19 protein-coding genes are annotated in these 25,510 nt (G+C 63.3%); 15 read left to right on the top strand and 4 right to left on the bottom strand.

Features of this window, described 5'->3' with window-relative positions:
* Positions 1-45: 45 nt before the first annotated feature.
* Complete coding sequence (locus ACXAED_RS05490) at positions 46-1,617, top strand: alkaline phosphatase family protein (RefSeq protein ID WP_475047502.1); 1,572 nt, start codon at positions 46-48, stop codon at positions 1,615-1,617.
* A gap of 79 nt (positions 1,618-1,696) precedes the next feature.
* Here ACXAED_RS05490 and ACXAED_RS05485 read toward each other — a convergent pair whose 3' ends face one another.
* Together ACXAED_RS05485 and ACXAED_RS05480 are read right to left on the bottom strand one after the other, a co-directional pair.
* Positions 1,697-4,813: a M10 family metallopeptidase gene (locus ACXAED_RS05485; protein WP_475047501.1), complete on the bottom strand. Its 3,117-nt coding sequence runs from the start codon at positions 4,811-4,813 to the stop codon at positions 1,697-1,699.
* Between the two features lie 27 nt (positions 4,814-4,840).
* The gene (locus ACXAED_RS05480; protein WP_475047500.1) at positions 4,841-5,245 is read right to left on the bottom strand and encodes a hypothetical protein; all 405 of its coding nucleotides are present in this window, start codon (positions 5,243-5,245) and stop codon (positions 4,841-4,843) included.
* A 282-nt stretch (positions 5,246-5,527) separates the two neighbouring features.
* Here ACXAED_RS05480 and ACXAED_RS05475 point away from each other — a divergent pair, with 282 nt between their 5' ends.
* The 4 genes from ACXAED_RS05475 (at position 5,528) to ACXAED_RS05460 (ending at position 9,185) form a co-directional block, all read left to right on the top strand.
* Positions 5,528-6,430: a metal ABC transporter substrate-binding protein gene (locus ACXAED_RS05475; protein WP_475047499.1), complete on the top strand. Its 903-nt coding sequence runs from the start codon at positions 5,528-5,530 to the stop codon at positions 6,428-6,430.
* A 99-nt stretch (positions 6,431-6,529) separates the two neighbouring features.
* The gene (locus ACXAED_RS05470; protein WP_475047497.1) at positions 6,530-7,447 is read left to right on the top strand and encodes a manganese/iron ABC transporter ATP-binding protein; all 918 of its coding nucleotides are present in this window, start codon (positions 6,530-6,532) and stop codon (positions 7,445-7,447) included.
* Positions 7,447-8,325 (top strand): metal ABC transporter permease, encoded by an 879-nt coding sequence (locus ACXAED_RS05465; protein WP_475047495.1) that lies wholly within the window; start codon positions 7,447-7,449, stop codon positions 8,323-8,325. The genes ACXAED_RS05470 and ACXAED_RS05465 overlap by 1 nt, the downstream gene beginning before the upstream one ends.
* On the top strand, positions 8,325-9,185 hold the full coding sequence (locus tag ACXAED_RS05460) for a metal ABC transporter permease (protein ID WP_475047492.1): 861 nt from the start codon (positions 8,325-8,327) through the stop codon (positions 9,183-9,185). Before ACXAED_RS05465 ends, ACXAED_RS05460 begins: the two co-directional genes overlap by 1 nt.
* A gap of 1 nt (position 9,186) precedes the next feature.
* On the opposite strand, the gene ACXAED_RS05455 is transcribed toward ACXAED_RS05460, so the two are convergent.
* Positions 9,187-10,101 (bottom strand): LysR substrate-binding domain-containing protein, encoded by a 915-nt coding sequence (locus ACXAED_RS05455; protein ID WP_475047489.1) that lies wholly within the window; start codon positions 10,099-10,101, stop codon positions 9,187-9,189.
* A gap of 93 nt (positions 10,102-10,194) precedes the next feature.
* Here ACXAED_RS05455 and ACXAED_RS05450 point away from each other — a divergent pair, with 93 nt between their 5' ends.
* The 3 genes from ACXAED_RS05450 (at position 10,195) to ACXAED_RS05440 (ending at position 15,349) form a co-directional block, all read left to right on the top strand.
* Positions 10,195-11,715, top strand: a complete 1,521-nt coding sequence (locus tag ACXAED_RS05450; RefSeq protein ID WP_475047487.1) for a trimethylamine methyltransferase family protein — start codon at positions 10,195-10,197, stop codon at positions 11,713-11,715.
* Positions 11,716-11,867: 152 nt separating this feature from the next.
* Positions 11,868-14,342, top strand: a complete 2,475-nt coding sequence (locus tag ACXAED_RS05445; protein ID WP_475047485.1) for a GcvT family protein — start codon at positions 11,868-11,870, stop codon at positions 14,340-14,342.
* Positions 14,343-14,365: 23 nt separating this feature from the next.
* A complete protein-coding gene (locus ACXAED_RS05440) occupies positions 14,366-15,349 on the top strand; it encodes a GlxA family transcriptional regulator (RefSeq protein WP_475047483.1) in 984 nt (327 codons plus the stop codon).
* A gap of 62 nt (positions 15,350-15,411) precedes the next feature.
* On the opposite strand, the gene ACXAED_RS05435 is transcribed toward ACXAED_RS05440, so the two are convergent.
* The gene (locus tag ACXAED_RS05435; protein ID WP_475047480.1) at positions 15,412-15,885 is read right to left on the bottom strand and encodes a nuclear transport factor 2 family protein; all 474 of its coding nucleotides are present in this window, start codon (positions 15,883-15,885) and stop codon (positions 15,412-15,414) included.
* A 207-nt stretch (positions 15,886-16,092) separates the two neighbouring features.
* Here ACXAED_RS05435 and ACXAED_RS05430 point away from each other — a divergent pair, with 207 nt between their 5' ends.
* The 7 genes from ACXAED_RS05430 to ACXAED_RS05400 all read left to right on the top strand — a co-directional run bounded on the left by ACXAED_RS05430 (position 16,093) and on the right by ACXAED_RS05400 (position 25,454).
* Positions 16,093-16,656, top strand: a complete 564-nt coding sequence (locus tag ACXAED_RS05430) for a TetR/AcrR family transcriptional regulator (protein ID WP_475047477.1) — start codon at positions 16,093-16,095, stop codon at positions 16,654-16,656.
* 131 nt (positions 16,657-16,787) lie between these two features.
* Positions 16,788-17,741, top strand: a complete 954-nt coding sequence (locus ACXAED_RS05425; protein ID WP_475047474.1) for a carbon-nitrogen hydrolase family protein — start codon at positions 16,788-16,790, stop codon at positions 17,739-17,741.
* Between the two features lie 66 nt (positions 17,742-17,807).
* Entirely contained in the window at positions 17,808-20,570 is a 2,763-nt protein-coding gene (locus ACXAED_RS05420; RefSeq protein ID WP_475053019.1) for an aminotransferase class I/II-fold pyridoxal phosphate-dependent enzyme, read from the top strand.
* 15 nt (positions 20,571-20,585) lie between these two features.
* Positions 20,586-22,046, top strand: coding sequence for a biotin carboxylase (locus ACXAED_RS05415; protein ID WP_475047472.1), 1,461 nt, complete (start codon positions 20,586-20,588; stop codon positions 22,044-22,046).
* Between the two features lie 13 nt (positions 22,047-22,059).
* On the top strand, positions 22,060-23,034 hold the full coding sequence (locus ACXAED_RS05410; RefSeq protein WP_475047469.1) for a C45 family autoproteolytic acyltransferase/hydolase: 975 nt from the start codon (positions 22,060-22,062) through the stop codon (positions 23,032-23,034).
* Positions 23,035-23,338: 304 nt separating this feature from the next.
* Complete coding sequence (locus tag ACXAED_RS05405) at positions 23,339-24,241, top strand: phage holin family protein (RefSeq protein ID WP_475047467.1); 903 nt, start codon at positions 23,339-23,341, stop codon at positions 24,239-24,241.
* On the top strand, positions 24,231-25,454 hold the full coding sequence (locus tag ACXAED_RS05400; protein WP_475047464.1) for a DUF3618 domain-containing protein: 1,224 nt from the start codon (positions 24,231-24,233) through the stop codon (positions 25,452-25,454). The genes ACXAED_RS05405 and ACXAED_RS05400 overlap by 11 nt, the downstream gene beginning before the upstream one ends.
* The last annotated feature ends 56 nt before the right edge of the window (positions 25,455-25,510 follow it).

The following is a 25,510-nucleotide window of genomic DNA, read 5'->3' as shown; positions in this document are numbered from 1 at the left end:
CAGTTTGACAGCCGAAACCTGACCCGAGCCGCGCGAGGACCCCGGATGCCTGCCACACGCCGCGAGAACCGCCCCGCAACCCGCAACGTCCTGTTCATCATCATCGACCAGCTGCGTGCGGACTGCGTTTTCGGCGCCATGGCAGAGCATGTGGAGCTGCCCAGCATCCGCGCCTTTATGCAGGAGGCGGTGTCGTTCAAGCGGCATTTCTCCGTCACCAACCCTTGCGGGCCGTCGCGGGCGTCGATCCTGACCGGACAGTATGCGATGAACCACCGTTCCGTGCGCAATGGCACGCCGCTGCGCCACGACACGCCGAACATTGCCACCGAGATGCGCAAGGCGGGCTATTTGCCGATGCTGTTCGGCTATACCGATACCTCGCAGGACCCGCGCGCCTTTGACGCCAACGATCCGGCGCTGCGCACCTATGAATTCCCGATGAACGGTTTCCATGAGATGACCGAGATGCGGTTGGAGACGTCCTTCCCGTGGCAATCGCATCTGATGAACCGGGGCTATGAATTCGAGAATTACTGGGACGTTTATAAGCCCCGTTCGCCCGATGGCGGCGCGCCCCGGCTGAACGATCCGGCGCTTTACGCGGCAGAGGACAGCGATACCGCGTTTCTAACGGATTCTTTCCTGGGCAAGATGGCCGCGTACCACAAGCAAAGCTGGTTTGCCCATCTGACCTATATCCGCCCGCATCCGCCTCTGGTGGCGCCGGCCCCTTACAACACCATGTACGACCCGGCCTCGCTGCCGCTGCCAACGCGGCTGGACACGCCGGAGCAGGAAGGCGCGCTGCATCCGTTCTTTGATCCGGCGTTGCGCAGCAGTACAGCGGCCGGCTTTGTCGAGGGGTTCCCGGATCTGGAGCCGACGGACGACAACATCCGCACCCTGCGCGCGGTTTACCTGGGGCTGGCTACCGAGGTGGATCACCATGTCGGGCGCGTGATCAAATTCCTCAAGGACACGGGCCAGTATGAAAATACCATGGTCGTCATCACCGCCGACCACGGCGAGATGCTGGGCGACCGGCACGCCTGGGGCAAGATGTCGGTCTATGACGCCGCCTATCACACGCCGCTGATCATCCGGATGCCTGGCAATGAGGACAATGCCGGCGCCTGCCTCACTCAGACCACCGAGTCCATCGACGTGACGCCGACCATTCTGGAGTGGGTCGGGCAGGAGGTCCCGAACTCGATGGACGGGCGGTCGCTGCTGCCGCTTTTGCGCGGGGAGCAGCCGCGGGACTGGCGGCAATACTCCTTCTCGGAACTGGATTTTTCCGAACCACTGGAGCCGACGCTGTGGCAGCAGGCGCTGGGCACCTCGCCTAGCGACAGCAGTCTGGGCATCCTGCGGGACGGGCGCTTTACCCTGGTGGAATTCGCCGCCGACCTGCCGCCGATGCTGTTTGATGCGGAAGGGCAGGGGGAGCTGGAGAACGTGGCCGGGCAGCCGGAGTATGCCGCCGATCTCAACCGGCTGACCCGGCTGATGCTGCGGCACCGGATGAAGAACATGGACCACACGCTGTCGCTGATGTCGATCACCGCTGACGGGGCGCAGGACGTGTCCCGTTTCGCGCCGCAGCGGGGCTAGGCCCAAGCCCGGACGGTGCCGCGTGAACAGGGAAAGGCCCGGTCCAGTAAGGAGCCGGGCCTGTGGCGGTTTTTACGGGTCAGACGAACCAGTCTTCGGTCAGCTGGTCGGTTGACTTGACGCCTTTCAGCCAGGCGATCTGCAGCGGGTCGTTGCCGCCCTCACCGTCCGCATCGTATTGAAGCCAGACATCCTTGGTCCCGTTCAGGCTGAGGCTGCCGCTGGACAAGGCATCTTCAAGCGTCGTGTTCAGTTCAAGAAGCAGCCCGTCGATATCGAGCGCATCGCCTTGGCTGATCTTGAAGTCGCGCAGGGTGTCGCCGGCGTCGTCAGCGGAGGCAAAGACAAACACGTCGGCATCTGCCCCGCCCTTCAGGAGATCCGCGCCTGCGCCGCCTTCCAGCCTGTCGCTGCCGGAGCCACCATCAAGCGAGTCGCTGCCGCTGCCGCCGCGGATATCGTCATTGCCCTCGCCGCCCTTGACCTTGTCCGTGCCGGCACCGCCGTCAACCGTGTCGTCGCCTTTGCCCGCATTGATCAGATCGTCACCGCTGCCCGCGTCCAGACTGTCGTCCCCGTCGGCGCCGTTGACCTTGTCAGCACCCGCGCCAGTCTGGATCGTGTCATTGCCGTCGCCGCCATTGACCTTATCCCTGCCGCTGCCGCTGGTGATCACGTCATTACCGCCGCCGCCGCTCACTTTGTTTTCGCCGTCTCCGGCAGACAGGGTGTCATCCCCATCGCCGCCCTTCACCTGATCCTTGCCGCTGCCGCTGCTGATCACATCATTTCCGTCATCACCGGACAGCTTGTTGTCACCGCCCCCGGCTGCGATCGTGTCATTGCCCTCGCCGCCCTTGATCTGGTCATCGGCAATCCCGCCGGTGATCGCGTCGTGGCCAGCATCGCCTGTGACTCTGTTGTTGCCGTCGCCGGCGGCTATCGTATCGTTTCCGTCGCCGCCCTTGATCCGGTCCCTGCCGCTGCCGCCGGTGATCGAGTCATCGCCGAGGCCGCCGTCGGTCTTGTTGTCGCCGTCGCCGGCAGCAAGGGTGTCGTTTCCGTCGCCGCCCTTGAACTGGTCCTTGCCGCTGCCGCCGGTGATCGAGTCATCGCCCAGGCCGCCGTCAGCCTTATTGTCGCCGTCGCCGGCGGAAAGCGTGTCGTTTCCTTCGCCGCCCTTGATCCGGTCCTTGCCGCTGCCGGCGGTGATCGAGTCATCGCCCAGGCCGCCATCGGTCTTGTTGTTGCCGTCGCCGGCAGCAAGGGTGTCATCGCCCTCGCCGCCGTAGATTTTATCGTTACCTGCGCCTGCCAGAACGGAGTCATCGCCACCGTCCCCGAAGAGCTGGTTTCTGCCGTCGCCGCCCTGGAGGGTGTCGTTGCCGTCGCCGCCATAGATTTTGTCGTTGCCGTCGCCGCCGTCCAGGCTGTCGCCGCCCAAGCCGCCCTCCAGGATGTCGTTGCCGCTGCCGCCGGACAACGTGTCATTGCCGTCCAGTCCGTACAGCCGGTCGTGGCCTTCCCGCCCTTCGATCAGGTTGGCGGCGCTGTTGCCGTAGCCTTTGTCGCTGCCGCTGCCCAAAAGGATGTTCTCGATCACTGAGCCTTCGCTGATCGTTAGGGTCTTAGAGCCGATTTTCCCGGACACACCGCTTTCCAGGTTGATCGTGGCAGCCAGTGTCACGGTGCTGAGATCCAGCGTGTCGATACCGCCATTGGTGTCGGTGACGGTGCCCAGAAGGCTGGTCCACTGCGGCACGAAGCTGTTGGTGAAGATGTAGGTGTTATCAATGGTTTCCGGTGTGGGGTCCGGATCCGGGGTCGGGTCCGGATCTGGCGTGGGCTCAGGCTCCGGGCCGGGCTCCGGGGTCGCGGAAGTGTTGATGATTTCTGCCGGATCGGCGTTCGCATCGACACCAGCCAGGAACACCAGCAGCGTGCTGCTGCCATTGTGGGAAATTTTCAGCCAGGAGCCGCCGCTGCCTGCCTGAAGTGATACAACGCCGTCGCCCGTGGGATCGCTGCCCGCATAACCGATCTCCTGCAGCAGGGCGGAAACGTCGACCCGGTCTCCGGCGGCCAGGTTGAAGTCGGCGATTGAATCGCCGGATTCACCTAGCGACCGGTAGACAAACCGGTCGGCACCCGTTCCGCCCGTCAAGTAATCTGCACCCGTTCCGCCGATCACCGTGTCGTCGCCGGCGCCCGCCTCGATCCGGTCGTTGCCGGCACCGCTTTCCAGCACATTGTCCGCTGCGTTGCCGGTGATGTGGTCAATGCCCGAGCCGGTCACGGCATTTTCGATCAGGGTGCCGCTGGCAATGGAAAAGTTGCCGGTCTTGCCATTGATGCTGGAGAAGGTGCCCGCGTTCAGGTTCAGCGTCTGATTGTAGCTGCGCGAGCCCAGGTCAATGACATCGGTGCCGCCGCTGTCGACAATCGCCACCGCCCAGCCGCCGTTAAGGTCCATGCCGAAACGCCCGGTGGTCTGACCGTCGCCATAGGTGGTGTTGCCGGTTTCCACGTTTACAGGCGCGCCATACAGATGGTGCACCGCAGCGATGTCGGCCAGCTGTGCCGTCGCAAGATAGGCAAAGGAGGCATCGACAGCGGTGTTTTCAGCCTGGCTGAAGTAGGACATGATCGACATTTGCCAGCTGTCATTGGCGAAATGCGCATCCGAGCCATAGCTGGCGCTGCCGTTGTAATTGCCGGTGTGGCCCAGGCCCAGGGCGTGGCCGATTTCGTGGATAAAGGTCTGCAGGTAATAGTTGCCGTAAGCCGACCAGCCGTCGTCAACGTTGATGTGCGAGCTGAGGATGGTTCCATTGCTGACAGTGGATGTGGCATAGGCACCGGATCTGTTGTCATCAAAGGTGATCTGGGCGCTGCCGGTGGTTTCGGCAAAGTCGATCCCGGTCAGCGCGGTCCAGCTTTCCAGCGCCTTGCGGGCGGTTGCCTTGCCGTTTGCATTCAGCCCGCTGAGGTTGACGGTCAGCTGCCCCCCGGTTTCCACGTCAAAGGAACGCTGGGTCCGGCCGGTGTCCTCCCAGAAACCCTGGTAAAGATACTGCGCGATCTGGTCGACCGTGTACGTTGGCTTGCCGCCGGCATCGCCGCCACCGGTGCCGGAGCCGCTGCTGTCGGTGACTTCGGGAATTCTGTGATTGGCTTGACCGCAATATTCACACATATCCGTTTTCCATCCTAAATCGCTGAATTACAGGGGGAATTCCGTGTGCCTGACCAGCTTGCCGGCAAAGTCCGCAAGGCTGTCGGCCGTGAGCTGCCCGTCCATGACCGACTGCTCCAGGACCGGGCCCTGACCGGTCCGGCCGTCGCTGTGCTGCCAGGCCAGGTAACCGGAGATCCAGTCCGCGGCCTGGGCCTGCCCGACGTATCGCAAGGTCAGATCGGACCCGGCTTTCTGACCGTCTGCCGTTGAAACCGCTGCTCCGGGAAACCTCTGGCGCAGACTTCCGGCCAATGCATCGCACAGGGGCTGCCGCATGGCGTCGCCGCATTGCAGTTCAATGGTCTGCACCGGGCGGCCAAGCGCTGCGGACCCGGTGACAAGCAGCCAGATTGCGGCGGAGCAGCTGGAGAGTTTTCCAGGTGAAATCATGGGAAAGGTGCTCGCTCAGACGGTTTTGGGATCAGGTTCAGTCCTGCGCCGTTCTGGCTGCACACTCAGTAATGGGAGTGGATTTGGGCGAAATGGCGGTCGCGATCCGGGCAATATTTAGACGTCGTTAACCGGGGTTAACCCTATTCTAACGCGGCTTGCGCGAGGACGCGTTTCGGATCAGGCTGAGTCCGCTGTTGCAAATCATTCTCAATTTCATTGACAGTTGCGAATGATTTGCAATAACGATACATCAAAGGCATCTTCAAAACGGAGAATCGGATGTTTTCGAACCTGCTCAAGACAGTTTCCGCCGCCGCGGTCGCGGCCGTTGCTGCCAGCGCTGCCATGGCTGAGGACAAGATGAAGGTGGTTACCACCTTCACCGTGCTGGCCGACATGGCTGCCAATGTGGCAGGTGATGCCGCTGAGGTCGTCTCGGTCACCAAACCGGGGGCGGAGATCCACGGTTATGAGCCGACCCCGCGCGATATCGTGCGCGCATCCGATGCCGATCTGATCCTGTGGAACGGCATGAACCTGGAGCTGTGGTTCGAACAGTTCCTGTCGAACCTGAACGACGTGCCCTCCGTCACCCTGACTGACGGCATCGACCCGATCCCGATCGCGGCCGGCTCCTACGAGGGCAAGCCCAACCCGCATGCCTGGATGGGTCTGGATAACGCGCTGATCTATATCGACAATATCGTCGAAGCCTTTGCTGAGCACGACCCGGAAAACGCCGCGGTCTATGTGAAGAACGCAGGCGAATACAAGGAAAAGCTGCGCGCCACCATTGAGCCGCTGCGCCGTGCCATCGCAGAGATCCCCGAGGACAAGCGCTGGCTGGTGACTTGCGAGGGCGCCTTCAGCTATCTGGCGCGCGATTTTGGCATGAAAGAACTGTACCTGTGGCCGATGAACGCCGATCAGGTCGGCACCCCGCAGCAGGTGCGCGGTGTGATCGACGGCGTGCGCGCCAATGACATTCAGGTGGTGTTCTGCGAAAGCACCGTGAACACCGCCCCGGCACAGCAGGTGGCCCGCGAAACCGGCGTGGCCTATGGCGGTGAACTTTACGTCGACTCCCTCAGCGAAGCGGACGGCCCGGTGCCGACCTACCTGGACCTGCTCAAGGTCACCTCTCAGACCGTTGCCCGCGGTTTGACCGAAGTGACCAACTAAGAACGCTTTTTTGCATATCCGAACAGCCCCGCAGCGCAAGTTGCGGGGCGTTTCATTTCACAAAGCACAATTTCTGTGTGTAACTCTGCAGGACAGCCCATGCTTGATGCCAGCGAGACCCACATCATGAACACCAGCGCCGCGCCCGCGGACGGCGGGATTGCCGCAAAAAATGTCACGGTGACCTACCGCAACGGCCATACCGCGCTGTGGAATGCCAGCTTTGGCATTCCCCGCGGCACCGTCACGGCGCTGGTTGGGGTGAACGGCGCGGGCAAGTCGACCCTGTTCAAGGCGATCATGGGATTTGTCCCGGCCGCGCAGGGCGAAATCCGAATTCTCGGGATGACCGTCAAGGAGGCGCTGCGCAAGAACCTGGTCGCCTATGTGCCGCAGTCGGAGGAGGTCGATTGGGCGTTCCCGGTGCTGGTCGAGGACGTTGTTATGATGGGCCGCTACGGCCACATGGGTTTCCTGCGCCGCCCCAAGGCCGCCGATCACGAGGCGGTCGATCAGGCGCTGCGCCGGGTGAACATGCAGGACTTCCGCCACCGCCAGATCGGCGAGCTGTCCGGCGGCCAGCGCAAGCGGGTGTTCCTGGCCCGGGCGCTGGCGCAGGACGGGCAGGTGATCCTGCTGGACGAGCCGTTTACCGGCGTCGATGTGAAGACCGAGGAGCAGATCATCGCCCTGCTGCGCGAGCTGCGCGCGGAGGGCCGGGTGATGCTGGTTTCCACCCACAACCTGGGCAGCGTGCCGGAATTCTGCGACCGCACGGTTCTGGTCAAGGGCACGGTGCTGGGCTACGGCCCGACCGAGACCACCTTTACACGCGAAAACTTGGAACATGCCTTTGGCGGCGTTTTGCGCCACTTCACCCTGGGCGGCCAAGCGCTGCATGATGATGGCGACACCCGCGAGGTCACCATCCTGACCGACGACGAGCGCCCCTTTGTCCAGTACGGCGAAAAGACCCAGACCAGCGAGGGCAGCGGCGAGGGCGGAGGGCAGCAGTGATGGAATACCTGCTGGAGCCGTTCACCTACGGCTACATGACTAATGCGATGTGGGTCTCGGCGCTGGTCGGCGGCGTTTGCGCCTTTCTTTCCGCCTATCTGATGCTCAAGGGCTGGTCGCTGATCGGCGACGCGCTCTCGCACTCGGTGGTGCCGGGGGTGGCGGGGGCCTATATCCTTGGGCTGCCGTTTGCGCTGGGCGCCTTCATCGCCGGCGGGCTGGCGGCCGGGGCGATGCTGTTCCTGTCGGAACGTTCGGGATTGAAGGTCGATGTGATCATCGGGTTGATCTTCACCTCCTTCTTCGGGCTTGGCCTGTTCATCGTCTCGATAAGCCCGATGTCGGTCTCGGTGCAGACCATCACCATGGGCAATATCCTGGCGATCACGCCGGAGGACACGCTGCAGCTGGCGATCATCGGCTTTGTCTCGCTGGCGGTGCTGCTGGCCAAGTGGAAGGACCTGATGGTCACCTTCTTTGACGAAAACCACGCCCGCACCATCGGGCTCAGGCCCGGCCTGCTCAAGGCGGTGTTCTTCGTGCTGCTGTCGGCCTCGGTCGTGGCGGCGATGCAGACCGTGGGGGCGTTTCTGGTGATCGCCATGGTGGTGACGCCCGGGGCGACGGCCTATCTGCTATGCGACCGCTTCCCGCGGCTGATCATGGTGTCGGTGCTGATCGGCGCGGCCACCAGCTTCCTTGGGGCCTATGCCAGCTACTTTCTGGACGGCGCCACCGGCGGCATCATCGTGACGCTGCAAACGCTGATTTTCCTGGTGGTGTTCGTCTTCGCTCCGAAACACGGGCTGCTGGCTGCCAAGCGCAAGGCGCGCGAAGCGCTGAAGCGCGGCCCCGCCGCACAGCAGGAGGCCGTGTGATGGATCTCGATACGCTGCTGATGCCGTTCCAGTTCGCGTTCATGCAGAACGCCTTTCTGATTTCCCTGATCGTCTCGGTGCCCACGGCGCTGCTTTCCTGCTTCCTGGTGATGAAGGGCTGGGCGCTGATGGGTGACGCGGTCAGCCACGCGGTGCTGCCGGGGATTGTGCTGGCCTATGTGCTGGGCTTCCCGCTGATCATCGGCGCCTTTGCTGCCGGTATGCTGTGCGCGGTGGCGACCGGCTTTCTGGCGGGCAACAGCCGCGTCAAGCAGGACACTGTGATGGGGGTGGTGTTTTCCGGCATGTTCGGGCTCGGCATCGTGATGTACGTGGGGCTCGAGACCAATGCGCATCTGGACCACATCCTGTTCGGCAACATGCTGGGCGTGGAGCCGGATGAGCTGTGGACAGCGGGCATCATCTCGCTGGCGGTCGGCGCGGCGCTTGTCTTGAAGTGGAAGGACCTGCTGCTGCACAGCTTTGATCCGGCGCAGGCACAGGCGTCGGGCCTGCCGGTCACGGTGCTGCACTACGGGCTGCTTGCGGCGCTGTCGCTGACGATCGTGGCAACGCTCAAGGCGGCGGGTCTGATCCTGGCGATCGGGCTGCTGATCGCTCCCGGTGCCATCGCGTTCCTGGTGGTGCGCAAGTTCAGCACCATGCTGTGGGTGGCCGTGCTGGTCTGCATGTTCTCGATGCTGGCGGGCATCTATGCCAGCTTCTTCCTCGACAGCGCGCCGGCGCCAACCATCGTGCTGATCCTGACCGCGCTGTTCATCCTCGCCTTTGTGCGGCGGCTGTACCGAACCCGTCGCTCGTCGATGCAGCGGGCCAAGGAAACCACCGGTACCGTGTGAATCACGCAGTTTCGGGCCGCGCCATCTCTAGCAGCCATTGCCGCACCAGTTCCGCGCTGGGAACCAGATCCTGGGTCTTGGACCACACCAGATAGAACCCTGCGCCGGTGGTCCAGGACCATTCCTTGCGCGCGGCCAGCAGGCCCTGCTTGATCAGCGGCTCGGTCACATGCTGCCAGCCGAATGCAAAGCCTTCGCCCGCAATCGCCGCCTGCAGCACCAATGCATAGTCATTGAGGCGAAGGCCGGCGGCCGGCAGGCGGCCAGTGACCCCGAAGTGGGCAAACCACTGCTGCCAGCTGGGCCGCTCGCGGATCGGCTCCTCCAGGTGAATCAGCCGTTCGTGCAGCAGGTTCGGCACCGTCGCCAGATTAACGGCGGAGGCCATTACCCGCGGGCTGGCGACGGGAAAGATCACCTCCGGCGCGATCAGGGCGGAATGGCAGTCCGGCCAGTCGCCGTCCCCGCGCCGCACCGCCAAGGAAATCCCTTCTGTATTGATATCCGGCTCCCGGTCGGAGCTTTGCAGGCGCAGATCGATATCGGGGTGCGCGTCGTGCAGCTGGGTCAGTCTTGGCATCACCCAGTAGTATGCAAAAGCGGAGGAGCAATTGAGCGTGACATGGTCATTGCGCCCGAACTGCCGCACGGCCTTGGCTGAGGAAAGTATGTCGTCCAGCGCTTTGGACACATCCGTGTAAAGCCGCATACCGGCCCCCGTCAGCTCCACCTTGCGGTGGCCGCGGCGGAACAAAATAACGCCCAAAGACGCTTCCATCTGTTTGATCGCCGCGCTGACGGCAGGCTGCTGCACGTTCAATTCCTCCGACGCACGGGTGAAGGAGCCGTGCCGGGCGGCGGCCTCGAAAACGATGAGGTGGCGGGGGCTGGTGAGGAGCTTCCAGAGGTCTTGCATAATTGTGTGTTATCCAAACCATCAGATTTTTCAACCGTCACAACGCAGGCTCCGGGTCTTATGGTGCCGCAACGCCTGAAGATGGAGAGCCCCATGGCCCGACGCGCCCGCGCATCCCGCGATAGAAACACAGCCACCGCCGGCGCCCCGGCCTCGCCCTGGATCCAGCGCACGCTGCCGTTCTTTGACGTGCTGGACGAAGAAAAACTGGTCCGGCTGGAAGCCCAGGTCGACTGGATTTTCGAGGAGGTCGGCATCGCCTTCCGCGACGATCCCGAAGCCTTGCGGATCTGGAAGGCAGCAGGCGCGAAGATCGACGGCGACACCGTGCGGGCTGATGCGCAGTGGATCCGCGCTCTGTGCGCCAAGGCGCCGCGGGAGTTCACCCAGCTGGCCCGCAACCCGGCGCGGTCGGTTACCATTGGCGGCAACAACCAGGTCTTCGCGCCGATCTATGGCGCGCCGTTTGTGCGCGATCTGGAGGGCGGGCGGCGTTATGGCGACATGGCCGCGTTCGAGAAACTGGTGAAGCTCACCTACATGCATCCGAACCTGCATCACGGCGGGTTCGTGATCTGCGAGCCCTGCGACGTGCCGGTCTCCAAGCGCCATTTCGACATGCTGTTTGCCCATATGACGCTGAGCGACAAGCCGCATCTGGGTGCCATCACCGAGATGTCCCGCGCGCAGGACAGCGTGGATATGGCCGAGATCGTCTTTGGCAAGGACGTCATGGACAAAAACTGTGTGATCATGGGCAATGTGAACACCAATTCGCCGCTGCTGGTCGACAAAGTGGTGACGGAGGCGGTGCGCACCTATTGCGCCCGCGGGCAGGGAATTATCGTTGTGCCGTTTATCCTTACGGGCGCGATGGGGCCGGTCTCCACCGCCGCGTCGGTGGCGCAGGCGATGGCGGAGGCGATGATGGTCTGCGCCTTCAGCCAGATCGTCCGTCCCGGCGCGCCGTTTGTGCTGGGCAACTTCCTGTCGTCCATGTCGCTGAAGTCCGGTGCGCCGACATTTGGGATGCCGGAGCCGGTGATCTCGAACTACGCCATCGGCCAGCTGGCGCGCCGCGCCGGGCTGCCGTTGCGCTGCGGCGGGTCGCTGACCGCGTCCAAGATCGAGGATGCGCAGGCGGCCTATGAAAGCGCTGACTCCATGCATTCCACCATGCTGGCCGGTGCCAACTATGTGCTGCATTCGGCGGGCTGGCTGGAAGGGGGCCTGTGCACCGGGTTTGAGAAGCTGATCATGGATGCGGACCGGCTGGGGTCCTATCAGAAGGTGCTGAGCCAGGGGCTGGATACCAGCGACGAGGCGATGGCCCGTGATGCTTACGCCGAAGTGGCGCCGGGCGGGCATTTCCTCGGCTCCGCCCACACCATGCGCAACTATCAGACCGCGTTTTATGAGCCGAAGCTGAGCGACAGCGAGAATGTCGAGAGCTGGGAAGAAGGCGGCTCCAAGGACATGCGCCAGCGCGCCTATGAGCGCTGGAACCAGATGCTGAACGAGTATCAGGCGCCGCCGATGGATGAGGCGGTGAAAGAGGAACTGGCCGCCTATGTCGCCCGCCGCAAGGAGGAGATCCCGGATGCGTGGTACTGAGTTAACCCTTTCCTCACGCATAAGTTCAGCTGATGCAGGATGTGCCGGATTGCCCCGGCACCCCCTGTGCACCCCCCGTACACCCCCTGTGCACCCCTTGGGTGCCATTTGCCGCAAATCCCGCGCTTTGCCCCGGACCTGAGGACAAACCCATGTCAGACAATTTTGCCCAATCGACGCTCAACATCCACAAGGAGGAGAGCACCGGCGACAAGAAGCTGCCGAGCCACGCCAAGGCGGTGATCATCGGCGGCGGTGTGGTTGGCTGCTCAATCCTGTTCCACCTGGCCAAGTTCGGCTGGAAGGATGTGGTGCTCTTGGAACGTGACGAGCTGACCTCCGGCTCTTCCTGGCACGCGGCGGGTCAGATCCATACGATCTCGTCGGACCCGAACATCTCGCGCCTGCAGAGCTATACCATTGATCTGTACAAGGAGATCGAGGAGACCTCCGGCCATTCCGTCGGCCTGCACATCACCGGCGGGTTTTATCTGGCGTCGAACAAGACCTGGTATGACTACCTGAAGCGGGAACGCTCCAAGGCGCGTTACATGGGTCTGAACCAGGAATTCATCAGCCCCAAGGAAGTGGCAGAGCGCCATCCGCTGATTGACCCGAAACATTACCACGCGGCGCTGTGGGATGATCAGGACGGCGATCTGGACCCGTCGGGCGCGACCTATGCCTTTGCCAAGTCGGCGCGGGTGCATGGGGCGCAGTATTTCACCCACACGCCAGTAACCGCGACCACCCAGCGCCCGGACGGCAGCTGGGATGTGACTACCCCGCGCGGCGTGATCAACGCGGAGCATATCGTCAACTGCGGCGGCCTGTGGGCGCGGGAAGTCGGCCATATGCAGGGCATCAACTTGCCGGTGCAGCCGATGGAGCACCACTATCTGATCACCGACAAGATCGACGCGGTGGCCAACCACCCGACCCGCCTGCCGGCCGGTATCGACTATGAGGCGAACATTTACTTCCGGCAGGAGCGGCAGGGGATGCTGCTGGGCACCTATGAGCCGAAGGGGACGCCCTGGAAGGTGGGCGGCACGCCCTGGGATTTCGGGCATGAGCTGCTGCAGCCGGATCTGGACCGGATTGCCGACCGTCTGGAGATGTCGTTTGAACGCATCCCGGCAATTGGTGAGGCGGGCATCAAGGACATGATCAACGGGCCCTTCACCTTCGGCCCCGACGGCAACCCGATGATCGGCCCGGTGCCGGGCATGAAGAACTACTGGTGCGCCGTGGGCGTGATGGCGGGCTTCTGCCAGGGCGGCGGCGTGGGCCTGACCATGGCGGAGTGGATGATCGACGGCGAGCCGTCCATCGACGTCTGGGCGATGGATGTGGCGCGGTTCGGCGAGTTCGCGACCCCCGACTGGGGCACCGTGAAATCGACCGAGAACTACGAGCGCCGGTTTGTGATGACCTTCCCGAACGAGACGCTGCCGAAGGGGAGGATGCAGAAGACCACCGCTCTGTACGACCGGCTGGTCGCCAAGGGCGCGCGGATGGGGCAGGGCTTTGGCCTGGAGAACGCGCTGTGGTTTGCCGACGGGCCGGAGGACGCGCATGAGGAGCCGACATTTGAGCGCAACCGCTCGCATGATTACGTTGCGCGCGAGGTGAAGGCGGTGCGTGAGGCGGTGGGCGGCATCGAGATTGCCAACTTTGCCAAGCATGAGTTCAAGGGCGCAGGCGCGCGGGCCTATCTGGACCGGGTGCTGGCGGGCTATGTGCCGAAGCCGGGCCGCCTGACGCTGACGCCGATGCTGACCCCCAAGGGCAAGCTGTACGGCGATCTGACCGTGGCCTGCCTGGGGGAGGAGCATTTCATGCTGTTCGGCTCCGGCGCCATGCAGGAGGCGCACCGCCGCTGGTTCGAGAAGGACCTGCCGGAGGATGTGAGTTATCAGAATGTTTCGGACGACTGGCACGGGATCGCGCTGTCGGGGCCGAAGTCGCGGGAGCTGTTGCAGCGGATTACGCGCGAGGATGTGTCGGGTGAGGCGTTCAAGTTCCGCGATCTGCGCCAGACCTTTGTCGGCGGCGTGCCGGTGATCCTGAACCGGATCAGCTTCTCCGGTGAGCTGGGCTATGAGATCTACTGCAAGCCGCAGTACCTGCTGCGCCTGGCAGAAGCGGTCGAGGAGGCGGGCAGCGATCTGGGCTACTGCTGGTACGGGGCACGGGCGCTTATGTCGATGCGGCTGGAAAAGGGCTGGGGCGTGTGGACACTGGACTTCCGTCCCGATTTCGACGCGGCGGAGAGCGGCATGGATGTCTTCATCAACTGGAAGAAGGATTTCGTGGGCAAGGAGGCCGCACTGCAGGCCAGGGAGGCCGGTGCAAGCCGCAAGCTGGTCACCATGACCATCGACGTGGACGGCATCGACGTGTCGAACGACGAGGCGATCCTGAAGGATGGCGCGGCGGTGGGCTACATCTCCTCCGGCGGCTATGCGCATCACGCGAAGACGTCGATGGCGATGGGCTATGTCTCTGCCGAGCACGCCGAAGCGGGCACCAGGCTGCAGGTCGAGATCCTGGGCGAGATGTATGACGCCGAAGTGCTGGGCGCGCCGGTCTACGACGCCAACGGCGCCAACATGCGCGCCTGATCCGAGCCGGGGGAGCTGACATCATGACCCAACCCATGCGGACGCTCCCCGAAGCGGTACAGGCCGTGCCGGCCTGCCGCTGCATCTTCCTGCTGCTGCCGGCCTTTTCGCCGCTGGACCTGTCCAGCGCGGTGGCAGCGCTGGAAGCGGCGAACACATATGACGGGACCAAGCGCTATGACTGGCGCGTGGTCAGTGAGGACGGCCTGTCGGTGACCGCGCCCAACGGGCTGAGCGTGGCGGTGGACGGCGGCCTGCCGGAGCTGGCGCGCGGCGACATGATCTTTGTCTGCGGCGGCCAGGGGCAGGAGCCGGGCCTCTCGCTGAAGGTGCTGGGCTGGCTGAGGAAGGCGCAGCGGATGGGAGTGACCCTGGGCGCGCTGGGCGGCGGTGTGCTGGCGCTGGCGCGCTCGGGCCTGCTGGCGGGGCGCGAGGTTTCGGCCCATTGGGCGCTGCGGGCGATCCTCGCGGAGGCGCATCCGGATGTGGAGGTCAGGAGCTCGCTGTTCACCATGGAGGGCAAGCTGATCACCTGTGCCGGCGGCACGGCAACGGTGGACATGATGCTGAACCTGATTTCGGAGCATCACGGGGCCGCCGTGGCAACCGGGGCGGCGGACCTGATGGTCTGTTCCTCAGCCCGCAAGGGGAGCCAGGACCAGACGGTCTCCGAATACGGCCGGACCGGCGTGCGGCACGAAAAACTGGCGGAGGCGCTGAGCCTGATGCGCAGCAATCTGGAGGAGCCGCTGACGCCGGGCGGGATTGCCGATCTGGTCGGGCTGTCGGTGCGGCAGCTGGAGCGGCTGTTCGCCAAGTATCTGCAGACCACGCCCAAGGTCTATTACACCCGGCTGCGGCTGGACTATGCGCGCAGCCTGCTGCTGCAGACCAATATGCGGATCATCGACATTGCGCTGGCATCGGGGTTCAACAGCCAGACCCATTTCGCCAAGGTCTACCGCCGCTATACAGGCAAGTCGCCGCATCAGGAGCGGCCGTTTTAGACGGGTCCGCAAGAGGGGCCGGCCTGACTGCCAAGCCCGGCCAAGTGGGGCGCGCAGGGGTGTCAGAGGCCAAGATCGCTGAGGCCGGGATGGTCTGCCGGGCGCGGGCCCTGCGGCCAATGGAACAGGCGGTCTGCCTCGGTGATCTTCAGATCATTGATCGAGGCGAAGCGGTGCGCCATACGGCCATCCTCCGCAAATTCCCAGTTTTCGTTGCCGTAGGAACGGTACCACTGGCCGGACTCATCGTGCCACTCGTAGGCGTAGCGCACGGCGATACGGTTGCCGGCAAAGGCCCAGAGCTCCTTGATCAGCCGGTATTCCAATTCACGGTCCCATTTGCCGGCCAGAAACCCTTGCACCGCATCGCGGCCCTGGGGGAAATCGGTGCGGTTGCGCCATTTGGTATCCAGAGTATAGGCCTGGGCCACGGCCTCGGGTTTGCGGCCGTTCCAGGCGTCTTCGGCGGCGCGGACCTTAGCAATGGCGGTGCCGCAGGTGAACGGCGGCAGCGGGGGGCGGGGAGCTTCTGTCATGTTTGTTTACCGATCTGTCAAGTTGTGAATGCAAAGGTGAACTGATCAGTTAACTCATTCAAGGCTAATGCCCGCTGTCTGTCCGCACAGATGCGTGATCTGCCGGTTTAAAATGAGAAAAATCAATTTATGCAACTGGTTAGCTTGACGTCCGCAGTGCAGATAATGTTAACTGATCGGTGCATAAACCGTTCCGCTGGAGGTGCAATGCGGCCTAACAAACGTGCCGAGCTGATTCGCAAGTCGCTGGATCTGTTTTATGGAAACGGCTTTCACGCTACCGGGATGGACTTGGTGGCGGCGGAAACGGGGGTGTCGAAAACCTCGATCTACAAGCATTTCCGCTCCAAGGAGGAGCTGATCCTGGCGGTGCTGAAACTGCGGGACGAGGATTTCCGCACTTGGCTGTACGGCCGGCTTGAGGCGCGGGCGGATACCCCGCGCGGCCGGCTGGAGGCGCTGTTTGATGTGCTGGAGGAATGGTTCGAACAGCCCGGGTTTCAGGGTTGCATGTTCATCAAGGCCAGTGCCGAGTATCAGTCGCCGGAGGATCCGATCAACAGGCAGGCGGCGGAGCACAAGCGGCTGTTGCAGGAGCATTTTACGGGTCTGGCGGCCGGGGCCGGGGCAAGGGACCCGGACGCGCTGGCGCGGCAGCTGATGGTGCTGAAAGAGGGGGCGATTGTACTGGCTGCCCTGACCCACAGCTGCGCCCCGGCCCGGGATGCCCGCGCCGCAGCGGCGGTGCTGATTGATCAGGCAATCGCCTGACGTCCGGGCGGTTTGCCGGCCTGGGCGCAACACTTGCCTTGTCTGGGCGTCAGGGTGTGCTGCCCGGGATGGCGGCGGCTGCGGCAATCCTGTATTCTGGAGGCAACATACGCCAACGGAGTACAGGCTGAATGACGCCCTTTTCCATCGCCGGCATCCAAATGCACGTGGACGCACTGCATTCGAATGTCGACGCAATGATTCACCGGATCGACGTGCTGATGGCGCGCTTCCCCTGGACACAGATGGCCGTGTTCAGCGAACTGGCGCCCTATGGGCCGCTGACCAAATTCGCGCAGCCGCTGCACAATGAGGCGATAGAGCGGTTTTGCGCGGCTGCTGTGAAACACGGGATCTGGGTGGTGCCGGGCTCGATGTTCGAAGTCACGGAGTCCGGCAAGATCTACAACACCTCCTCGGTCATCAATCCGCAGGGCGAGGTGGTTGCGGTCTACCGCAAGATGTTCCCGTTCCGCCCGTATGAGCAGGGCGTGGAGGCCGGAACCGAATTCTGTGTGTTCGACATTCCCGATGTGGGCCGGTTCGGCCTGTCGATCTGCTATGACATCTGGTTCCCGGAAACCACCCGGCAGCTGACCAGCCAGGGGGTTGAGGTGCTGCTGCATCCGGTGCTGACCGGGACCGCCGACCGGGATGCCGAACTGTCCATCGCCCGCGCCACTGCGGCGCAGTTCCAATGCTATGTCGTCGACGTGAACGGGCTGGGCGCCGGCGGGGTGGGCCAGTCCTGCATTATTGATCCTTCCGCCACGGTGCTGCACCAGTCGGGCCGCCACGAGGACATGTTCCCGCTGGAGCTGGACCTTGATCAGGTGCGCCGCCAGCGTGAAATCGGCCTGAAAGGGCTGGGCCAGGTGCTGAAAAGCTTCCGCGACCGCGAGGTGGATTTCCCGGTGTACGACCGCAGCAGCGGCGCGGATGCGTACCTGCATACGCTGGGGCCGCTGGAGATCCCGGTGCAGGGCTCGCAAGCGGGTCTGAACGCCCGCGCGCCGGGTGAGGAAACCAACGGATTTGCCGAATTGCATTCAATACACTACCCTGAAAGAAAAGCAGGCGGTTGATCAGTCTCATTTACTAGTAGCCAGAGCCTTTTGATCTCCCGCCGATAACCAGGATGGGAGGTGCATATGCAAGTAATGGGCGACTATTACTCCGCGATCCAGCTGCGTCATGACCAATGGACAACGCTGAGAGAAGTAACTGAAGCCCTGGCCAGTGCCCGAAAACCCAAACGTGAAGCAGCGCTCGTGACGAATGTCCGGGCGCTGTTTGATTTACTGGGCCCGATCGAAGCCTACTGGGCCTTTCCCGGCGTGCAGGCGTTTGACCAGCTGCGGCGCCAGTTCGAGCACGGCAATTACGCCGATGTTGCGTTTTCCGTGCAGCGGATTTGCCGCGCCCTGTCCACCGGTGCCTACCGGCGGCGGCATGTGCCGCTGGATCGCGACTCGGCGGATGCGGACGAGCATGAGGATGAGGTGATCCAGCCGCCTGAGGCGCGGGCGCTGGCCAAGCCCTATTTCGAGGTGCTGGTGGTAGACAATGTCAACGAGCACCAGGAGCGCTGGCTGCACAGCAACTTTAAGAAGATGCGCCGGCCGGAGGATCCGTTTCATTATGAAACCGTGGTGGTGCCCAGCCTGCAGGATGCGCTGATCGGGATCCTGTTCAACTACAACATTCAGGCGATTGTGGTGCGGCCGGGCCTGAAGTTCGATTCGAAGATGGAGATGTCGCTGCTGACCCGCTACCTGGATTGGGCCGGCGGCACCGACGGGATCGAGGCAATGCGCGCCCATGATCACGGCCCGGCGCTGTGCCGGCTGGTGGCAAATGTCCGGCCGGAACTGGACGCCTATCTGGTCACCGACCGGTCGGTCGAGGAGATCGCGGGCCATGATCTCGGCATCTGCCGCCGGGTCTTCTACAACCAGGAAGATTTCATGGAGCTGCACCTCAATATCCTGAGGGGGGTGCAGGCGCGCTATAAGACGCCGTTTTTCACGGCGCTGGTGGAATACTCCAAACAGCCTACCGGCGTCTTCCACGCGATGCCGATCAGCCGCGGCAAGTCGGTCTCGCGCAGCCATTGGATTCAGGACATGGGGGCGTTTTATGGCTCCAACATTTTCCTGGCCGAGACCTCTGCCACCTCCGGCGGGCTGGACAGCCTGCTGGAGCCGCACGGGCCCATCAAGCAGGCGCAGGAACAGGCCAGCCGGGCGTTCGGGTCGAAACAGACGTTCTTTGCCACCAATGGCACATCGACCTGCAACAAGATCGTGGTGCAGGCGCTGGTGCGGCCCGGCGATATCGTGCTGGTGGACCGTGACTGCCACAAGTCGCACCACTACGGGCTGGTGCTGGCGGGGGCGCAGGTGGTCTATCTCGACAGCTACCCGCTGCATGAATACTCGATGTACGGCGCGGTGCCGCTGCGGGAGATCAAGCACATGCTGCTGCACCTCAAGGCGCAGGGCAAGCTGGACCGGGTGCGGATGCTGCTGCTGACCAACTGCACCTTTGACGGCATCGTCTACAACGTCGAGCGGATGATGGAGGAATGCCTGGCGATCAAGCCGGACCTGATCTTCCTGTGGGACGAGGCCTGGTTCGCCTTTGCCCGGTTCAGCCCGCTGTACCGGCAGCGGACCGCGATGAACGCCGCCAACGTGCTGCGCGAGCGGCTGCGCAGCGATGCCCATGCCAAGGCCTGGGAGGAGCAGCAGAAGCAGCTGAAGGATGCCAGCGAGGAGGAGTGGCTGAACACCCGGCTGCTGCCGCCGCCGGATGCGCGGGTGCGGGTCTATGCCACCCAATCCACCCACAAGACGCTGACCTCGCTGCGGCAGGGGTCGATGATCCATGTGAACGACCAGGACTTCAAAGGCGAAGTGGAGGTGAGTTTCCACGAGGCCTACATGACGCATACGTCGACCTCGCCGAACTACCAGATCATTGCCTCGCTTGATGTGGGGCGGCGGCAGGTCGAGCTGGAAGGGTTCGAATTCGTGCATCGTCAGGTGGAAGCGGGCATGGCAATGCGGCGGGCGATCATGACGCATCCGCGGCTGAGCAAATATTTTAGGATCCTGACCGCCGCGGACATGATCCCGAGCGAGCACCGAGAAAGCGGGCTGGAAAGCTATTACGATCCCGAGCGCGGCTGGTCGGACGTCTGGGACAGCATCGTGCATGACGAGTTCGTGCTCGACCCGACCCGGGTGACGCTGGCGGTGGGCGGCACCGGCTGGGACGGCGATACGTTCAAGACCCAGATCCTGATGGACAAATACGGGATCCAGATCAACAAGACCTCGCGCAATACAGTGCTGTTCATGACCAACATCGGCACCACGCGGTCTTCGGTGGCCTATCTGATAGAGGTTCTGGTGGAGATCGCCACGGATCTGGACGAATTGCTGGACGATGCCTCTATGATGGAGAAACGCGGGTTCGAGAAGCGGGTGTCCAACCTGATGCACGACCTGCCGCCGCTGCCCGACTTCAGCCGCTTCCATGACGCTTTCCGCTCTGCCCCGGAAACGCCTGAGGGCGATATCCGCTCGGCGTTTTTCCTGAGCTATGAGGAAAACAACTGCGACTATCTGGAGCTGGACGGATCGATCAAGGCGGCGATGGAAAGCGGCCAGGAGGTGGTGTCAGCCTCCTTCATCATTCCGTATCCGCCGGGATTTCCGATCCTGGTGCCGGGGCAGGTGGTGAGCCAGGAGATCCTGTCCTTCATGCGGGCCTTGGACGTCAGCGAGATCCACGGCTACCGGGCCGATCTGGGGCTGCGCGTGTTCACTGAGGAGGCCCTGAAACAGCAGGCCAAGGCCAATCAGGCGCGGCTGAAGCTGAACGCGGCCCGGCACAAGATATTCTAAAGGGAGAAAAATGGTATGCCATCTGCAGTACTGAACAATATCTCTGAGATCCGCCGTCACTTCCACCGTAACGAGGACCCGGTGTATTTTGTCTCGGCAACCAATTTCAACCTGCTGGGCCTGGATGAATGGTGTAAGAATTTCAAATATATATGTTACATAGACTGCTACGGCGGCAAGCACCCGAATGTGTTCTGCCCGTCTGAGCAGCCGCATGCGGAATTCCAGTCGATTGAGGATATCAACAACTACCTGCTGCAGCACAAGGAGGTGGTTGAATGGATCAAAGGGCGCGGCGGCAAGCCCAAGTTCGTGTTTCTGATGTTCGACGAGGAGACCGAGCGGCTGGCCAAGGAACTGGGCGGCGAGGTCTGGTTCCCCAGCGCCAAGCTGCGCCAGAACATGGACAACAAGATCGAAACGGTCCGGATCGGCAACAAGGCCGGCGTGCCTTCGGTGCCGAACGTGCTGGCGGAGGTCAAGGATTACGAGGATCTGAAGAAGACCTGCGAGAAGGCGGGGATCGGCCATGACGTGGTGCTGCAGTCGGCCTTTGGCGACAGCGGGCACACCACCTTCTTCATCAATTCCGAAGCCGACTTCCGCCGCCATGAGCATGAGATCGTCGGCGAGGGCGAAATCAAGATCATGAAGCGGATCGACTGCCGCGGCTCCGCGATCGAGGCCTGCGCCACCAAGGAGGGCACCATCGTCGGCCCGCTGATGACGGAGCTGGTCGGGTTCAAGGAGCTGACCCCCTACCGCGGCGGCTGGTGCGGCAACGAGATCTTCTCGACCGCGTTCCCGCCCAAGACCCGCGAGCGGGCGCGCGAGCTGACCTTCAAGTTCGGCGAGCAGCTGCGCAAGGAAGGCTATCGCGGCTATTTTGAGCTGGATTTCCTGATTGACAAGAAGACCGGGGATATCTGGCTGGGGGAATTGAACCCGCGCATCACCGGCGCGTCGTCGATGACCAACCACGCGGCCTTTGCCCATGCGGATGCGCCGTTGTTCCTGTTCCATCTGCTGGAGTTCTCGAAGAAAAAATTCAAGCTGGACGTGGCGGAGCTGAACAACCGCTGGGCCGATCCCAAGATGATCGACAGCTGGTCGCAGATGGTGATCAAGCACACCGATGATTCCGTCGATATCGCCACGGAGGTGCCGGAGACCGGCATTTACCGCATGGCCGAGGACGGCACCGTGCACTTCGACCGGTTCGACTATCACCGCCGCGCGGTCGAGAGCGAGCAGGAGGCGTTTTTCCTGCGCATCCTGCAGCCGGGCGACTACCGGTACGAGGGGGCTGACATCGGCATCCTGGTGACCCGCGGCCGGTCGATGACTCCGGGGTTCCAATTGAACGACCGCGGCAAGCGCTGGATCGACGCCATCAAGAGCAATGTCAAAGCGCGGCCGCTGCCGATGCAGGAGGCGGGGCCGGTGGTGTCCGATCCTGCCTTCAAGATCATGTAGACCCCGTGAGGGCATGATCATCCGCTGGCGCGCCATCGACGAACCCCAGCCCGGCCCCAAGTGGGCCGGGCTGTTCCAGGAGTTCTGGCCGGACTACCACAAGTGGTGGATCCGCGAAGGCCCGGAGGCGCGTCCGGGCTACCTGGACAGCGTCAACGCGCTGAAGACCCATATGCCGGAGCTGCTGCCGCTTTATGAGGAGCTGTGCGCTCTGGCGGGCGGCGCAGATCATGCGGCGCGGTTTTTGAGCTTCTACTGCCCGCCGCCGTATCTGTCGGCGTGTTCTCAGGCGCTGTGGCCCGGCCCGGATCCGGTGCTGGTGCGCAATTACGATTACAGCCCGCATGCCTTTGACGGGGTGGTGATGCGGACCGAATGGCTGGGGCGCACGGTGCTGGGCACCAGCGACAGCCTATGGGGGCTGGTGGACGGGATCAACGATGCCGGGCTGGCGATGTCGCTGACTTTCGGCGGCCGCCGGGTTGTCGGCGAAGGCTTTGGCGTGCCGCTGATCCTGCGTTACGTGCTGCAGACCTGCGAGACCGCGGAGGAGGCGGGCGCGGCGCTGTCGAGGTTGCCGACGCATATGAGCTACAACGTCACCGTGGTCGACCGCTCCCGCAAGTTCCTGACCGCCTTTATGGCGCCGGACCGCAAAGCCGTGCTCAAGCATGTGTCAGTCGCCACCAACCACCAGGAGAAGGTGGAGTGGGACAGCCATGCCCGGTTCACGGCGACGGTGGAGCGGGAGCGTTTCCTGCTGCAGCGGCTGACGCTGCATGTGGAGCCCGAGGAGAAATTCATCGGCGCTTTCCTGAAGCCGCCCTTGTATTCCTCAGCCTTCAGCGAGGGGTTCGGCACGCTGTACACGGCGGTTTACCGGCCCCGGAAGCTTGAGATGGAGCTACGCTGGCCGGGCAGCGTCTGGCATATGCCGCTGATGGCCTTCGACGAGCGGACGCTGGCTGTGCAAGTGCCGGGGTTCTAGGCATAACCACCTCTTCCCGTTTCGACTGAGCGCTGCGCCAGGGCAGGCCGGGTTATTCCGGCTGCCTGATCGGTTGAGCGCGCTGGCCTGACCAAATGCTGGCAACGGACCTGACCGCACGGCGAAAGGCTGCACGTTTCGGGAAAATTGGAACTGATCGGGTGTGCCGTGAGTTGTCCAAGTATCGAACCGACCGATACAGCCCCGCGGAGGAAGCCATGCACAGTATTTTCTACATCATTGGCGTCGTTGTCGTCGTTCTCGCGTTGCTCAACTTTATCGCCTGATCAGAGGGAGACACCAGATGTCCGGTACAGACAAAGTGAAAACCGCCGCTCAAAACGTCGCCGAAAGCGCTAAGTCCGCTGCGGCCACCGCTGCTGAAACTGCAAAGAAAGAGGCGCATGCCCGCGCCGAGGCGGCCAAGGAAGGCGTTGCTGATGAGGTCAAATCCGTAGCCTCTGCTCTGCGCACCGCTTCGGATGAAATGCGCAGCGGCTCGCCGCACGAGCGTGCAATCGGCCAGATGGCCGGCACCCTGGCAGACGTGTCCGATACGATCCGCAACCAGGACCTGGGCGAAATGGTCCACTCGGTTTCGGACTTCGCCCGCAAGAACCCGGTCGTGTTCCTGAGCAGCGCTGCGCTGCTGGGCTTTGCCGCCGCGCGTTTTGCCAAGGCATCGGACAACAGCCAGCCTGATGGCCCGCGCGCGCCTGCGGCCGCACCCTCCACCAGCCCTGCGCAGCCGGCCAGGCGCGTATACGGTCCCGCAGGCGAAGGGGAACATGCAATGACACACACGAATCCTGAACCTGGCACAACGCCGAATGCGGCCAGCATCGTCGCTGAGGCGCTTAGCAACATCAGCTCGCTGATCCGCAACGAGCTCGCTCTGGCGCGGGCAGAGATCGGCGAAAACATCAACCGCGCAGCCGTGGCCCTCGGCCTGATTGTTGGCGGTGTCGTCGTGGCGCTGACGGCGCTGAATGTTCTGGCGGCGGCGCTGTCCGCCGGGCTGACCGAGGCCGGAATGGACCCGGGCTGGGCGGCTCTGCTGGTGGGTGTGGCCTTTGCTGCTGCGGCCTTTGGCATGATCGCCAAGGGGACCAGCGACCTGAAGCTGTCGAGCCTGGCGCCCACCCGCACCGCTGAGAACGTGAAGCGCGACGCGCAATCCATCAAGGAGACGTACAATGACAAATGATGACCGTTCTGTTCACGAGATTGAGCGCGAGATTGAACGGGATCGCGCGCAGCTGACCAGCAACCTGGAGCATCTGCAGAACAAGCTTTCCGTTGACGGTGTGATGCAGCAGCTGGGCGAACAGCTGCGAGAGCATGGCGGCGAGATCGGCAATGCCATCACCCGGACGGTGAAGGAAAACCCGGCAGCCGTGGTTCTGACTGGCGTCGGACTGGCCTGGATGATCTTTGGCAAGGGCCGCTCCGGCAGCCGCAGTTATACGGCTGAGACTAGCGACCTGGACTACTCCAGCCGCCGCTACGGCAGCAGCGGCGCCTACCGGGACAGCGGCTGGGAAGACCGCGCCGCAGGCGGCAGCTATGGCAGCCACGCTTCCAGCGGCACGCTGGTGACACGGCCCGATCCGCGCATGAAGGGCGGCTCTGAAGGTGTCCCGTCCTGGGCGCGCGAGGATGACGACGATGACGATGGCCGCAGCCTGGCGGACCGTGCCTCTGGCGCTGCTGCATCGGCGCAGGCCAAGGCGTCGGCCGCGGGATCGGCCATGCATGACAAGGCATCGGCGGCGGGCTCTGCCGTCAAGGACGCTGGTGCAGCCGCCAAGGGCAAAGCCGCTGCCGCCGGGCAGGCTGTGCGCGATGGCGCTGCCTCTGCGGCTTCGTCTGTGTCGGATGCCGCAGAAGCTGCCCGGCTTCGCGCTGCCCGTTTGCGTGCCCGCCTGTCGGAAGGCACCGAGAACCTTTCGGAAGAGGCCAGGGCCCGTGTGATCGCCGCGCGTGAGGCAGCGGTCGACGCCCGCCGCAAGGCCGGCGAGGCGCTGGCATCAGGGTCGCGCCAGTCGGCGGATTTCTATAACCGCCAGCCGCTGGTTGCAGGGGCGCTGGCACTGGCGCTGGGCGCAGCGATTGGCGGCGCGCTGCCGCGCACGCGCACCGAGGATGATGCGCTGGGGCAGTACAGCGACAAGATGATGGAGCGCGCCGAGGCGATCTTCCGCGAAGAGCAGGAGAAGGCCCTGGCTGTAATGCAGGCCGCCCGCGAAGAGGCCGAAACCATCGCTAAGGAAAAACGCGAAGCTATGGACAGCGCCGCCCCGCAAGGCAAGTCGGCGGCCCAGGCTGCAGCCGATGAGGTGAAGTCTGCGGGTAAGCGGATCGCCGGTGCGGCTGCCGATAAAGCCAAGGAAAAGGATCTTGGCAAACCCTCATCGTAAGACGTGTGCGGAGGCTGCTGCTGCGGCCTCCGCCTTTTGCACGCATAAGGCTTTGG

Source organism: Leisingera sp. ABM4_103, assembly GCF_056158685.1.
This window is presented reverse-complemented; position numbering and strand designations above follow the sequence as displayed.